The organism is Ideonella sp. A 288 (assembly GCF_002198735.1).
GTDB lineage: Bacteria > Pseudomonadota > Gammaproteobacteria > Burkholderiales > Burkholderiaceae_C > Pseudaquabacterium.
Genome location: NZ_MWLO01000150.1, coordinates 17,813 through 31,204 on the forward strand (window position 1 = coordinate 17,813; position 13,392 = coordinate 31,204).

General features: G+C 72.4%; 11 protein-coding genes. 5 read left to right on the forward strand and 6 right to left on the reverse strand.

The features are described from left to right. Positions 1 to 2 precede the first annotated feature (2 nt). Entirely contained in the window at positions 3 to 284 is a 282-nt protein-coding gene (locus EOINJALH_RS25985; protein ID WP_088285673.1) for a UxaA family hydrolase, read from the reverse strand. 117 nt (positions 285 to 401) lie between these two features. Here EOINJALH_RS25985 and EOINJALH_RS25990 point away from each other — a divergent pair, with 117 nt between their 5' ends. Beyond that, entirely contained in the window at positions 402 to 1,181 is a 780-nt protein-coding gene (locus EOINJALH_RS25990; RefSeq protein ID WP_088285675.1) for a GntR family transcriptional regulator, read from the forward strand. Positions 1,182 to 1,269: 88 nt separating this feature from the next. Next, positions 1,270 to 2,760, forward strand: a complete 1,491-nt coding sequence (locus EOINJALH_RS25995; protein ID WP_088285677.1) for a hypothetical protein — start codon at positions 1,270 to 1,272, stop codon at positions 2,758 to 2,760. Between the two features lie 85 nt (positions 2,761 to 2,845). Here EOINJALH_RS25995 and EOINJALH_RS26000 read toward each other — a convergent pair whose 3' ends face one another. The 3 genes from EOINJALH_RS26000 to EOINJALH_RS26010 all read right to left on the reverse strand — a co-directional run bounded on the left by EOINJALH_RS26000 (position 2,846) and on the right by EOINJALH_RS26010 (position 6,481). Continuing rightward, entirely contained in the window at positions 2,846 to 4,315 is a 1,470-nt protein-coding gene (locus EOINJALH_RS26000; RefSeq protein ID WP_088285679.1) for a hypothetical protein, read from the reverse strand. A 143-nt stretch (positions 4,316 to 4,458) separates the two neighbouring features. Then, the gene (locus EOINJALH_RS26005) at positions 4,459 to 5,700 is read right to left on the reverse strand and encodes an FAD-dependent oxidoreductase (RefSeq protein WP_234414051.1); all 1,242 of its coding nucleotides are present in this window, start codon (positions 5,698 to 5,700) and stop codon (positions 4,459 to 4,461) included. A gap of 82 nt (positions 5,701 to 5,782) precedes the next feature. Beyond that, on the reverse strand, positions 5,783 to 6,481 hold the full coding sequence (locus EOINJALH_RS26010; RefSeq protein WP_088285683.1) for an HAD family hydrolase: 699 nt from the start codon (positions 6,479 to 6,481) through the stop codon (positions 5,783 to 5,785). 41 nt (positions 6,482 to 6,522) lie between these two features. Here EOINJALH_RS26010 and EOINJALH_RS26015 point away from each other — a divergent pair, with 41 nt between their 5' ends. From EOINJALH_RS26015 to EOINJALH_RS26025, 3 genes are all read left to right on the forward strand, one after another. Then, entirely contained in the window at positions 6,523 to 7,428 is a 906-nt protein-coding gene (locus tag EOINJALH_RS26015) for a TIGR00730 family Rossman fold protein (protein WP_088285685.1), read from the forward strand. 157 nt (positions 7,429 to 7,585) lie between these two features. Continuing rightward, positions 7,586 to 8,377 carry a substrate-binding periplasmic protein gene (locus tag EOINJALH_RS26020; protein ID WP_404872800.1) on the forward strand — a complete coding sequence of 264 codons (792 nt, stop codon included), beginning with the start codon at positions 7,586 to 7,588 and terminating at the stop codon, positions 8,375 to 8,377. Between the two features lie 200 nt (positions 8,378 to 8,577). Next, complete coding sequence (locus EOINJALH_RS26025) at positions 8,578 to 11,235, forward strand: CHASE domain-containing protein (RefSeq protein ID WP_144290174.1); 2,658 nt, start codon at positions 8,578 to 8,580, stop codon at positions 11,233 to 11,235. 26 nt (positions 11,236 to 11,261) lie between these two features. Here EOINJALH_RS26025 and EOINJALH_RS26030 read toward each other — a convergent pair whose 3' ends face one another. Beyond that, positions 11,262 to 11,651, reverse strand: coding sequence for a hypothetical protein (locus EOINJALH_RS26030; protein WP_144290175.1), 390 nt, complete (start codon positions 11,649 to 11,651; stop codon positions 11,262 to 11,264). 113 nt (positions 11,652 to 11,764) lie between these two features. Next, complete coding sequence (locus EOINJALH_RS26035) at positions 11,765 to 13,270, reverse strand: tyrosinase family protein (protein ID WP_158219903.1); 1,506 nt, start codon at positions 13,268 to 13,270, stop codon at positions 11,765 to 11,767. Positions 13,271 to 13,392 lie beyond the last annotated feature (122 nt).

Below are 13,392 nucleotides of genomic sequence, written 5' to 3' on the forward strand. Positions count from 1 at the left end.
TCTTACCACCTCTTGGTTTTGATGTTGTGGACGTGGGCGTGCTCGCCCGCCTTGATCGGCGCGACGACCTTGCCCATGTCGATGCCGTACTTGATGACGGTGTCGCCGGTGGCCATGTCCTTCAGCGCCACCTTGTGGCCGATGGGGATGTCTTGCAAGGCCTGCACGGTGGTCGTGCGGTCCTCGTCCATGATCCAGCCGTTGAGCGTCATGCCGGCCTTCACGCCCTCGACGACGACGACGGCAACGGTGTCGCCCTTGTCGTGCAACACGAAATGATTCATCTGCGGTCTCCTGGTGGCTGTGCAGCGGAACCGCATGCTAACGGCATCGCGCGGCCCGTCAACCAAGTCATGTAGATGACTTGGTTGACGGGGCCGGCCTGCCTATACTGCGTCCCCATGCCGGCCCCTCACCGTTCGCCCGCGTTCGCCGCCATCCCGTCGGCCGCCGCGGGGCTGCCGCTGTACCGCGTGGTCAAGCGCGAGCTGCTGCGCGCCATCGAATCCGGCGACTGCCCACCCGGGCAAACCCTGCCCAGCGAGGCCGAGCTGGCCGGCGCGATGGCCGTGTCGATCGGCACGCTGCGCCGCGCGGTGGACGAGCTGGTGGCCGAGCACCTGCTGGTGCGGCGGCAGGGCCTGGGCACCTTCGTGGCGATGCACGACGCCGACCGCTTCCTGTTCCAGTTCTTCCACGTCGAGCGCGCCGACGGCCGGCGCGAGGTGCCGACGGTGGACCTGGTGTCCTTCGAGCGCCTGCGTGCCGACGACGAGCCGGCCCAGGCGCTGGGCCTGAAGCCCGGCGCGCCGGTGCTGCAGATCGAGAACCGCCTGCGCCTGCAGGGCCAGGCCGTCGTCTACGACCGGCTGACGCTGCCGGCGCAGCTGTTCAAGGGCCTCACCGAGAAGCGCCTGGCCGAGCGCACCGGCACCATCTACCAGCTGTACCAGGCCGAGTACGGCATCACCGTGGTGCGCGCGGTGGAACGCGCCCGCGCCATCGCCGCCGACCGCACCGCCGCCCGTGTGCTGGGCGTGGCCACCGGCGCGCCGGTGATGCAGGTGCGCCGCACCGCGCTCACCTTCGGCGAGCGGCCGGTGGAGTACCGCGTGTCGGTGATCGACACCGCGCGGCACGACTACGTGCACCAGCTGACGCGGCCCACCCGCGCGGTCTGAGCGGCCGCGCCACACCGATTGCGCACTGTCAACGCACGCCCCGGGCGCAGGCCTAAGGTGGTGGCATGTCGGGTTGACGGAGACGGACATGTCGCGGATCGGGTGGCTCGTCGATCTGGGCCGGGTGGCCGGCTGGTGCCTGGCTCTGCTGGTGGCCTGCGCGCCATCGGCCCGGGCGGCGGAATGCCCGCAGATCACCAGCTGGAGCACCCAGGACACGGCCTTCTTCCCGGTGCAGCGGGTGACCCGCGCCGAGCGCAGCAACACGCCAGGTCCCAACTACTTCACGCTGCTGGGCGAGCAGGAGCGAACACTGCGCACCACCTACTTCGTGATGACGGCCGGGCCCACCCTGACCGTCGACCGGCGCTTCTGGAACTCGGTGGGCGTGAGCCTGTTCTCGTTCGCCAGCGAGGCCGACGCCAAGGCCATGTTCAGGCGGGAGTACACCTCGTTCTTCCCGCTCAACGACGCCCGCTGGGGCTACGACGTGCTGCACGCCGAGCCGCTGGGCTTGATCGCCTGGTACGACAAGACGCCCGGCGCCCAGGAGATCCAGGCGATACGGCTGCACCGGCACACCCTCATCAGCGTCGTGCTGCACAGTGCCACGGCCACCGAGACGCTGCAGCAGGGCCTCGACGAACTGGAAAAGCGCGTGGTCCGCGCGATCGAACTCGTCGAGGCCCGTTGCAGTGGCAGCAGCAACATCTACGCGCCGACCATCGCCATCGAAGGCGAGTTCGGCATGCCGCACCAGGCGGGATTCCAGCGGCGCCTGGCCGCCGGCAAGCTCGTGATCGTCGCGACCAACCAGGGTGGGCGCGACGAGCTCGACTGGTCCACGTTCCGGCTGTTCGTGGCCGGCGTCGACAAGACCGGCCATGTGCTGCAGTTGATCAATCACCTGGCGTCCCGCGGCCGCCTCAAGCACGGCGTGCCGGACGACCAGCCCAACACCGAGTCCTACGAACTGCAACTGGACCCGAGCCAGCTCACCGGCGACCACAACTTCTTCAACATCGCCTTCAACGGCACGTGGCCGGTGCAGTTGCGCCTGTGCAACCGGTCGGGGTTGTGCGGCCAGACCGACTACCAGCTGTACTTCGGGCCCTTCCTGGTCATCGACCCGTACTCGTTCGAGGACCGGCGGTGCCTGGACGGCAGCGCCAACGGGCCGATCCTGTTCAAGGCCAGCTGGGGCAACCACGGCCACAGCAGCGTCAGCAACTTCTATGTCGCGCTCAGCCCGTCGCTGGCCCCCTGGGAAAGCTGGGTCGACAACTTCTACACCTTGACGCTCGATCTGGTCGCGGTGGAGGGCAAGCTGCACTGGATGCACTCGTCCTACGGCGTGCAGCCGGTGTTCCACAAGGCGCCGGTGGACCTGCCGACGGGCACGCTGGTGAGCGGCTATGCCGTGAGCACCCCCTCGCTGGCCTGGAACGCCGGCAACCGGGTGCTGCTGGGGGCCGGATCGCACTCGCTGGTGTACGGCGCGGTGGACCTGAGCCCGGGGCTCGGCGAGGGCGCGGCGTGGCTCGGGTCCATGGTGGTGCGGCTGTGCGGCCCGAAGTGACACGGCGCGGCCGCCAGTCGCCACCGTGCCCTGGTGATGGGCTCGAGCCGCCGCACGCCGCTGGCGCCGGCACGCCTGGGCGCGCTCAGTTCAGCACGACGCCCGTGGCCTTCACCGGCGTGCGCCGGTCCTGCGTCGTGCCGTCGCCCAGTTGACCGCCCTGGTTGGCGCCCCACCCCCACAGGCTGCCGTCGGCCAGGCGGATGGACACGTGCTGCCAGCCGGCTGCCACGGCCGTGGCGGCGGCGGGCAGGCTCAATGCGGTGGGCACCGGCAGATCGGCACCGCCGCCATGGCCGTTCCACTGGCTGCCGCCCCAGCTGAAGACGCGGCCGTCGCGCGTGAGCGCCACCGACGCGTCGGCCAGCGCCGCGATGCCGACGACGCCGGTGAGGCCGGGCACCGCGGTGGGCACGGCCAGGCCCGACCGGCCGATCTGGCCGTTCCATTCGAGCACCGCGCCGGCGCGGGTGATCGCCAGGCAGTGCGACAGCTTGCAGGCGATGCGCCGGATGTCGGACAGGCCGGGCACGACCGCGGCCGTGCCCGTGTGCGTCTGCAGCGTGGTGTCGGTGGTGAAGCTGACGCGGGCCGTCCAGGCCAGTTCGCGCACCGAGCCGTCGGACAGGATGGCGGCCGGCCGCTGCCGCGCGCCATCCACGCTCGTCTCCAGCGCGGTGAGCGACACCACGCCGGCCAGGCCATCCACCACGCGCGGCGTGCTCACCGCGCCGCGGGTGGACGTGGTGAGCACGCCGGGCCAGTGCCACACGCTGCCGTCGTCGCGCAGCGCCAGCGCGTAGGTCTGGGTGGCCAGCGCCTGCTGCACGCCGGACAAACCCGCCATGGCGCGCGGCGCCGGCACGTTGCCGTTGCCTTCGCTGCCGCCGAGCAGCCCGCCCGAGTTGACGCCCCAGCCGTGGAGCTGGCCGTCGGTGCCCACGGCCAGCGCATACAGGCGCCCCAGGTCGATCGAACTCGCCTGCAGGCCGGCCACCACGCGGAAGTGGCTGCCCGCGAGCTCGGTGGTCGGCGTGCGGTCCCAGGGCAGCCCACTGGCGCCCGACACCACGCTGCCGTCGGCGCGGCGTGCCAGCGTGATGTCGTAGCCCGCGGCCAGCGGCAGCGCCGACGAGCACGACGCAGGATCGACCTTGCAGGCATCGGCCGCCACCTGGGCCGCATAGTCGCTGGCCATTCCGAACGAGGTGAGCACCTGGTTGGTGAACGGCCCGAGGCCGTAGACCTCGCCGCCCGCCGTCAGGCCCAGGTAATTGCCATTGGCGTAGCCGCGGATGGTGTAGTCCACGCCCTCGAAGCGCAGTGGCTGGTTCTGTGGCCCCTTGGCAAACAGCGCGGGGTAGGTGTACTCCGCCCAGTCGAACAGCGCCGTCGCGTCCACGGCCGAGGTGGCCTGCGGCGCGATGGCATCGGCCAGGGCCCGCGCGGTGCGCGTGGGCTGCGCCGACGGCGCGGGATCACCACCGCCGCAAGCGGCAAGGGTGACGACGGCACAGGCTGCCAGGGCATGGGGCGCGGTGCGGCGCAGGGGCATGGCGGAAGGCTCCAGGGCGGTCAGGCCGACCGACCTGGGCGGCTGTGGGCGGATGCTAGGGGTTCGGGTCGATCGGCGTCCACGGCGACCGCGCCAGCCCCCGTGCCCGCGGGGGGCGCGGTGCGACGCCCAGCGTGCCCGTGTCAGTGCGCGGACGTGCCCAGGCCGGGTGCCGGCAAAGGCGCCGTCAGTTGCCGCCGCAGGCGCGCCGCGGCGTTCAAGGCGCCCTCGAGATAACCCCCACCGCGCGCCGCCGTCTCGCTGCCACCGAACAACAGGCGCCCGCCCCACAGCGGCTCGGTGAGGCCGGCGTGGCCGTACACGGGATGCGCGCCGGCCCGGGCCGCGTCGGCCAGGTCCATCGGGCTGCAGGTCCAGCGCTCGTCGGCCCAGTCCTGCAGGTGCAGCTCGCCATCGGACGCGTCGGGGCCGAACAGCATGCCCAGCTGGCTGTCGATCAGCATCGGCAGGCTGGCCTTCATGGCCCGGCGCGACGCCACGCCGAGCGCGAGAAACCCACCCAGCGCGGCACCCGCGACCCCCTGCGCCGGGCTGGGCCCAAGCACCGGCCCGACATCGAACACCTCGGCCAGCACGGCCTGGGGGTGGACGACGCAGGCATTGCCGGTGTGGCCGATGTCGCGCCAGAACGGTCGCCCGTAGGCGACCGCGGCCTTGGCGGCCGTCGCCATCCAGGTGGGCGTGGCGCGCAGGGCGTCGACCACCGGCCGGGGCAGGCCCGGCTGGAAATCGACGGTGGCGTCGGCCACGCGCGGCGGCAGTGCCAGCACCACGCGCCGGGCCTGGACGAGCCGGGTGTCCCCGCTGCCGCCAGCCCCTTGCAGGTGCAGCGCGACATGGTCGCCACCGTCCAGCACGCGCTGCAGCGCCCAGCCCCGATGCAGCCTAGCCGCGGGCAGTGGCGAGGCCAGTGCGTCGACCAGGCCGCGCATGCCGCCGCTCAGGCGCCGCGCCCCACCGTGCAAGGCGCCGGGGCGCGCGGGCCCGCCTTCGACGGCCCGGCCCATGCCATCGACGGCCATCACGCGCGGCGCGCCGTGGGGGTCGTCGAGCCACAGCACGCGCCCGTCGTCGGGTTGATCCACCCAGGCCAGGTCCAGGTCCTCGACCAGCCGGGCCATCGACGGCTGGGTGTCGGGCCAGAACCAGCTGGGGCCCAGGTCGAGCGCCAGGCCCCGCTGGCTGGCCTGCGTGAGCACGCGGCCGCCCAGCCGGTCGCGGGCCTCGAACAAGGCCCAGTCGACCTGGCGGGCCTGCAGGCTGTGCGCCAGCGCCAGTCCGCACACGCCGCCACCGACGATGGCGACCTCGGGCATGGCTGGCGGACGTTCGACGCGGACGAGCTTGGGGGTGGCGGTGGACATCGGCGGACCTGGGGAAGTGGCGGCATCTTGCCCCATGCGAGCCGCGTGCCAGCCGGCGGCCAGGCCCGCCTGCGCCGTGTCCTCACGCCCCCAACAGCACCGCCAGGGCCACCAGGTCCGCCACCCGGTGGTGCGGTTGCCCGCGCGGCACCGACGGGTTCGGCGCGTCCGGCCGCTGCACCCAGGCCGCGCACAGCCCGGCGTCGAGCGCGCCGTCGACGTCGGTGGTGGCGTCGTCGCCGATGTGCAGCACCGCGGCCGGCTCGGCGCCGGCCCGCTTGCAGGCGGCATGGAAGATGGGCTCGGCGGGCTTGCCGATGCCGAACTCGCGCGCGCTGACGCTGGCCACGAAGTAGCGGCCCAGGCCGATGCGCCCGACGTCGGCATTGCCGTTGCTCAGCGCCACCAGCGGCCAGCGCGCGGCCAGGCGGTCGAGCGCGGGGCGCACGTCCTCGTACAGGTCCACCCGCTGGCGCTCGGCGAAGAACGCCTCGAAGGCCGGCGCGGCCAGCGCAGGGTCGTCGCCGGCGGCCACCAGGGCGCGGCGGATGGTTTCCTGGCGCAGCGCGTTCAGGTCGTGCGCCAGGTGCGGCCACTCGCGCCCCACCGCCTCGCGCAGCGCCCGCATGGCTCGGGGCTCGTGCGCGGCGGCGGTGGCCGGGGCGTGCTGGCGCAGCCAATCCAGCAGCACGACTTCGGCGCGGCGGATGGTGGGCATCACCGGCCACAGCGTGTCGTCGAGGTCCAGTGTCAGCGCCTGCAACGGGATGGCCATGCTCATCGCGCGATCGTAGCCTGCGGCGTTCGAGATAAGCTGCGCCCATGAACGCCAAGCACGACGACCTCACCGCCCGCAACTTTCCCAGCGCCGAAGAGGACGCGCAGACCGCCGCGCCACTGTCGCTGTACGGTGGCCCGGAGAGCGCCTACCGCCTGGCCTTCACCGACACCGACTTCCTGCTGCGCGAGGAACTGCGGCCGGTGCGCATGCAGCTGGAGCTGCTCAAGCCCGAGCTGGTGCAGGCCGAGCAGGGCATCGAGTCGACGATCGTCATCTTCGGCTCGGCCCGCATCCAGCCGCCGGACGTGGCCCGCGAGCGCCTGGCCGACGCGCAGGCCGGCGGCGACCCCGCGGCGGTGCGCCGCGCCGAGATGCAGCTGGCCATGAGCGGCTACTACGACGAGGCTCGGCGCTTCGCCGCACTGGTGACCGAACGCTCGCGCACGCTGGACACGCCCATCTACGTGGTCACCGGCGGTGGCCCCGGCATCATGGAGGCCGGCAACCGCGGCGCACACGAGGTGGGCGGCAAGAGCATCGGGCTGAACATCGTCCTGCCGCACGAGCAGGCGCCCAACCCCTACATCACGCCGGAGCTGTGCTTCCAGTTCCATTACTTCGCGCTGCGCAAGATGCATTTCCTGATGCGCAGCATCGCACTGGTGTGCTTCCCGGGCGGCTTTGGCACGCTGGACGAGCTGTTCGAGACCATGACGCTGATCCAGACCGGCAAGAGCCGCCGCCGGCCGATCCTGCTGTTCGGGCGCGACTTCTGGGAAAGGCTCATCGACTTCCAGCACCTGGTGGACACCGGCATGATCAGCGCCCCCGACCTGGGCCTGTTCCACTTCGTCGAGACCGCCGAAGACGCCTGGTCGCGCCTGGCCGAGCACTACGGCTTCGACCTGGCACCCACCCTGACCGGCGCGTTCGCCGACGACATCTGATCCGGCCGGTCGGTCCGGCGCCGCCGCACGCCGCCCTGCCGCGCGTGGCGGATGTCCCGGGTTTGCCCCCTTCGGGCCCGCCACCCGCCCCCCACGGCGCCAGCACCGGCGGGCGATGCAGTAAGCTGATCGCGGCTCAACCCTGGAGACCTCGGTCATGTCCACGCTGGTTCGGCTGTTCATGGGCCTGGCCCTGGCCCTTGCCATGGCGCACCCCGCATGGGCCGCCGACAAGCCCGATTGCAGCCGCCCGCTGAGCCTGGCCCTGCACGACCACGGCCTGCTGTATTCCAGCCAGACCGGCGAGGGCATCGACAAGGATGTCGCCGACGAACTGATCCGGCGCAGCGGTTGCAAGGTGGGTGTCACAGTGATGCCGCGGGCGCGCATCTGGCAGTTGATCGAGTCCGGCGCGCTGGACTTCAGCCTGTCGGGCATCGGCAACCGGGCCCGTGACGAGTTCGCGTCGTTTGCGTGGTACTTTTCCAACAAGTACCACCTGCTGGTGCGCAACGACGCCCACATCCGCCGGCTGGCCGATTTCGAGGGCAACGCGGCGCTCAGGCTCGGCGCGATCCGCGGCTTTCGCTACAGCGCCACGGGCAACCGCCTGGTCGACCGGCTCGACGCCGAGCGTCGGGTCAGCTATGCCACGCACCTGGATTCGCTCTACCAGATCCTGATCGACAACCGCGTGCAGGCCATGATCATCGAGCCCTTCGATTACCCGGCGGTGGAAAGCGGCACCCTGCGCGAGCTGACGACGATCCTCGAGTTCGACGACCCGCCGGTGCCGCACGGGCTGATCATGTCGAAGAAGGCCCTGGCGCCTGCGCAGCAGGCCGCCTGGCGGGCGCTGGTGGACGGCATGCGGGCCGACGGCACGGTGCAGCGCATCTTCGAAAAGCACTTCAGCGCAGACCTGGCGCGGTCGATGACCCGGTTCTAGTGCAGTGTTCGACACCATGCAGCACATCAAACCGCGTCTTTGCCGCCCTGGCGTTGTTGCAAATCCTCGCGATGCCACTGGGCATCGCTGTGGTTTGCGCCTAGCCAGGACGACAAATCCATCGGTTTTCTCAGTTGCTGCATGGCATCGAACACTGCACTGGCCGTCCCGCCGCATGTGAACAGGCCCTGCGCCCCGCGATGCCCCTGAAGCCCCCGCTGCTGTCCGCGTTGCCCTGGGCCGTCTGCGCGTTGTCGCTGTCGATCACGGGCTGGCTGTGGGCGCACGACCGGCAGGGCACGCAGCGCGCGCTGGTCACCGACTTCGACTTCGGCGTGCGCCACACCGCCGGCCGCATCGGGCAGCGCCTGGCCAGCTACGAACAGATCCTGCGCGGCGCGCAAGGTCTGTTCGCGGCCGCCGGCCAGGTCGACCAAGGTCGCTTCGGTGCCTATGTCGATGCGCTGTCGGCGGGTGCCGAATTCGCCGGCATCCAGATGCTCGGCCACGCCCGGTGGGCGCCGGGCGATGGCCAGGGCTCGGCGCCGGTGGTGCTGGTCGCCCCGTCCACCGCGCGCCACCTGCAGGAGATCGGCACGAACCTGTCGGCCGACCTCGACCGCCGCCTGGCCATGGAGCTGGCGCGGGATTCCGGCGGCTTGGGCATCACGCGTCGCCAGGTGTCGCGCTCCGACCCCGGCCGCGGCCCGCAATTCGGCTTCGTGATGTTCCTGCCGGTGTACGCCGCCGGACGGCCGCTGGACAGCGCGGCCGCCCGCCGCGCCGCGCTGACCGGCTGGGTGTACGCCAACATCCGCATGGCCGACCTGATGGCCAGCCTGCACGGCGAGGGCATGCCCGGCCTCGACGTGCAGGTGCACGATGGCGTGGCCCTGGGCGAGCAGTCGCTGATGTACCAGACCGGCACCGAGACCGACGACGTGTCGGCAGCGCCGGCCGAACCGACGAACGGCGGATCCCGTGCGGGCTCGTCCGCCCGCACGGTGGCGCGGCTGGCGCCGCCCGGGGACGCCCTCGAAGCGCTGGAGTACGTCGGCCTGGCCGGCCACACCTGGACCGTGAAGGTGTCGGCGAAGCCGTCGTTCGCACAGCACCATGGCGGCGACACGGCGCGGGCCATCGCCCTCGCCGGCATCGGCTTCAGCGTGCTGCTGGCACTGCTGACGCGCCAGCTGGTGAGCGGCCGCGCGCGCGCCCATGCCATTGCCGGGGCCATGACCCGCGAGCTGCAGGCCAGCGAGGAGCGCTATCGCCGCATCGTCGAGACGGCCGACGAGGGCATCTGGCTGACCGACGCGCAGGGCCGCACGTCCTTCGTCAACCCGACGATGGCGCGGCTGCTGGGCTGCCCGGCCGACGAGTTGATCGGGCGCCCCCGCGATGACTTCATCGAACCGCCCTGGCGCGGGCAGGCCACGCCCACCGAGCCCGAGCCGACGGGCACGGGCACCCCGCGCCGCGAGATCGCCCTGCGCCGGCGCGACGGTGCACTGCTGTGGGCCTCGGTGGCGTCCAGCCCGATCACCGACAGCGCCGGTCAGCCGATCGGCTCGCTGGCCATGGTCACCGACATCACCGAGCGCAAGCAGGCCGACGCCACGCGCGCCCGGCTCGAGCTGCAGTTGCGCGAATCGCAGAAGATGGAAGCGGTGGGCACGCTGGCCGGCGGCATCGCGCACGATTTCAACAACATCCTTGCCGCCATCCTGGGCAACGTGGCACTGGCGCGGCAGCAGGCCGGCGCGGCCTCGGAGGCGCAAACGAGCCTCGAGCAGATCAGCAAGGCCGCCGTGCGCGCACGCAGCCTGGTGCAGCAGATCCTGGCCTTCAGCCGCCGCCAGCCGCAGCGCCTGCTGAGCCAGCCACTGCGGCCGCTGGTGGAAGAGTCGGTGGGGCTGTTGCGACCGCTCCTGCCGGCGCTGGCGGCACTGGAGCTGTCGCTCACCGACAGGCCGATGAACGTGGGCATGGACGCCACGCAGATCCAGCAGGTGCTGATCAACCTGTGCACCAACGCCTGGCATGCGCTGGAGGGCCAGGCCGGCCGCATCGTCGTGGGGCTCGAGCTGGCCACGCTCGACGCGGCAGAGGCCCAGCGCCTGGGCCTCAGGCCGGGCGAGCATGCGCACCTGTGGGTCAGCGACACCGGCTGCGGCATGGACGACACCACGCGGGCGCGGGTGTTCGAGCCCTTCTTCACCACCAAGGCCACCGGCCAGGGCACGGGCCTCGGGCTGGCGGTGGTGCACGGGATCGTGGCGACGCACCACGGCACCATCACCGCCCAGAGCACGCCGGGCCAGGGCAGCCGCTTCAGCATCCTCCTGCCGCTGCTGCCGGCGCTGCCACCCGGGCCGGCCCTGCCGCCACGCGCCCTGCCGACCGACCGCGCCGCACTGCCGGCGAGCCCGGGCGATGCCGGCATCGCCCGCGCCGCGCGGGTGCTGTACATCGACGACGACCCGGTGATGGTCGTGACGGTGCAGGGATTGCTGCAAAGCGCCGGCCACTGCGTCACCGGCCTCGAGGACCCACGCACCGCGATGGAGGCCCTGCGCGCGCAGCCCGGGGCGTTCGACCTGGTGGTCACCGACTACAACATGCCCGGCCTGTCGGGCCTGGACATCGCCCGCGAGGTGGCCGCCCTGCGCCCCGACCTGCCGGTGGTCATCACCTCGGGCTACGTGTCGGACGACCTGCTGTCATCGGCCACCCAGGCCGGCGTGCGCCTGGTGATGCAGAAGGAGTACACGCTCGAGCAGTTGGGCGGCGTCGTGCAGCAGGTGCTGGCCGCGACCGTGGACGCGGCCCACGGCGACGCGCCCGCCCCGGGCTGATCGCCACCCTCACGGCGGCGGGGCCGTCACCGCGGCTCGGCGACCAGCCGCGCCTCGACCTCGCCCAGCACCAGTTGCGTTGGTGCCGGGCCCGCGACCGACAGCACCACCGTCGCCGGTGGCCGCACGGCGCCGCCGTCGCCGCGCGGCGGCTGCCACGACGGCGGCAGGCGCAGCACGAAGCGGGCCGGCTGGTCGCTGGGGAACAGGCTCACCACGCCGACCGCGTGCGCCCGCGGCGCTCGGCCGGCCTCGACGATCGACACCACCAGGCTGACCGGTGCACGCGTCGGGTTCACCACCGCGCCGATGGACAGTTGCAGGGCCGTCGACCCCGGTGGCCCCGGCCCGAGCACCGCCTGCGCCAGCCCTGGCGCGGCCAGGGCCGGCAGCGCACCCGGCACGGCACCTGGCACCCCATCCGCCGCCGGGCGCGGCGCGTCGCCGGCTGCGCCCGCCGCGCAGGCTGCCAGCGCGAGCGCCAGGGCCCCGGGGGCCCACGCCCGCAGCGCGGTGCCCGCCCGCCCTGTCACTGCGCGGGCCCCTTGGGCATGAACAGCGGCGCCGGCGCCCGGCTGCGCGCCAGTTGCAGCTCGACCTGCCCGATGGCCAGCCGGGCCTGACGCGGCGGGCGGCCACCGAAGGGCGTGGCGATGAGCTGCACGCTCAGCTCGCCATCGGCACCGATCTCGCCCAGGCGGCGCAGCCGGCGGACGGCCTCGGTCGCGTCCACCATCACCGCCGCGTTGCCATGCACATGCCCGCCATGGTGCGCGTTGGGGTCGTTGAAGAACGCGAAGCTGCCGGCGTAGTGCGGGTCGTCGACGCCGGTGGCCGCACTGGCGCCGGGCAGGTTCACGAACACGCGCACGAAGAAGTCGCCGGTGGCCGGCTGCTCCAGCTCGGTCAGGCGCAGCAGCACGCGGTCGTCCGGGCCCAGCGTGGCGTTGGCCGACACCGCCGGGTCGCGCACCCGCAGCACCTCGGTGGCCCGGTCGCCCACGGCCAGTTCGGTGGGTCTGGACGCGCCCACGCGGCGCACCGTCTCGAGTTCGGCTCGGCCGCCCTCCTCGAGCAGCCGGCGCAGCACCGCCTTGTCGACCTCCAGGCGGTCCCCCAGCGGGATGCCGCAGCGGTCGAAGGGCGAGGTGTCGTAGCGGTAGCTCAGCAGCGGCGCCAGGTTGAGCAGGCCCACGCTGGTCTGCACCGGCGCGCCGCTGCGGTCGACGAACTGGTTGTCGAAGCGCATGTTGGCCCAGGCCGGGTCGTTGGTGTTGGCATGGCCGCGCACCACGTTCCACTCCCACCACACGCGCTCGACCATGCCGTGGTGCAACCAGAAGATCGGGTCCAGCGGCGACATGAAGCTGCCGAAGTTGCCCGAGCCGCCCACCGTGCCGTGCACCGAGTTGTGCGGGTTCGACTCGAGCGGGCCCTGCGTGGTGCGGTCGCGCTGGCCCAGCACCTTGCCGCTGCCGAAGATCAGGAAGTTGGTCTCGGCCAGGATGGCCGACATCACGGCCGGGCCGACGTTGAAGTCCGACATCGGCGGCGGCGGGTTGACGCCGCTGTTGCGCGTGGCGTCGAACAGCGTGTTCGACGCACTGGCCACCAGGAACTCCGGCTGCAGGCTGCGCTGGCAGGTCCAGTTCCAGTAGGGCAGCGCGAAGGTGTTGTCGCCGGTGAGCTCGCGGCAGATCTGCTCGAAGTACAGCAGGTAGCCGCGGTGCCAGGGCAGGAACCACCAGTTGCCGTGCGGGCACCAGTCGAGGTGGATGGTGGCCTGCTTCGTCCAGTGGCGCGGGTCGGACGCCGGCAGCGCCTTCATGGCAGCTACCGCGGCGCGATAGCAGTCCTTCACCGGATCACTGGCGCCCAGGCGTGCCCAGTCGCGCCGCATGGGCCGGTTGCGGATCTGCTCGAGCAGGCTCTCGCAGCCGCCCAGCGTGGCCAGGGCCGCACCCGCCGCGGTGGCGGTGGCACCCTTGGCCAGCAGGGCCAGCACGGCCCTGCGGCCTTCGTCGATGACAGTCATGGAAGCTCCTTTCGCGGTGTCGCGATGCACCGGGGGGCGGTGCGTGAGGAGCAGGTTGCGCGCGGCCCGGCGCCCGGTCATCCGCAGGGCGGACGACGGCGGGCCACGACGTCGGCTTCGAA

What these genes read in the sequence shown, in the direction of transcription:
- EOINJALH_RS25985 (WP_088285673.1), bottom strand. Translation starts at nt 284, where the DNA reads ATGAATCATTTCGTGTTGCACGACAAGGGCGACACCGTTGCCGTCGTC.
- EOINJALH_RS25990 (WP_088285675.1), top strand. Translation starts at nt 402, where the DNA reads ATGCCGGCCCCTCACCGTTCGCCCGCGTTCGCCGCCATCCCGTCGGCC.
- EOINJALH_RS25995 (WP_088285677.1), top strand. Translation starts at nt 1,270, where the DNA reads ATGTCGCGGATCGGGTGGCTCGTCGATCTGGGCCGGGTGGCCGGCTGG.
- EOINJALH_RS26000 (WP_088285679.1), bottom strand. Translation starts at nt 4,315, where the DNA reads ATGCCCCTGCGCCGCACCGCGCCCCATGCCCTGGCAGCCTGTGCCGTC.
- EOINJALH_RS26005 (WP_234414051.1), bottom strand. Translation starts at nt 5,700, where the DNA reads ATGTCCACCGCCACCCCCAAGCTCGTCCGCGTCGAACGTCCGCCAGCC.
- EOINJALH_RS26010 (WP_088285683.1), bottom strand. Translation starts at nt 6,481, where the DNA reads ATGAGCATGGCCATCCCGTTGCAGGCGCTGACACTGGACCTCGACGAC.
- EOINJALH_RS26015 (WP_088285685.1), top strand. Translation starts at nt 6,523, where the DNA reads ATGAACGCCAAGCACGACGACCTCACCGCCCGCAACTTTCCCAGCGCC.
- EOINJALH_RS26020 (WP_404872800.1), top strand. Translation starts at nt 7,586, where the DNA reads ATGTCCACGCTGGTTCGGCTGTTCATGGGCCTGGCCCTGGCCCTTGCC.
- EOINJALH_RS26025 (WP_144290174.1), top strand. Translation starts at nt 8,578, where the DNA reads ATGCCCCTGAAGCCCCCGCTGCTGTCCGCGTTGCCCTGGGCCGTCTGC.
- EOINJALH_RS26035 (WP_158219903.1), bottom strand. Translation starts at nt 13,270, where the DNA reads ATGACTGTCATCGACGAAGGCCGCAGGGCCGTGCTGGCCCTGCTGGCC.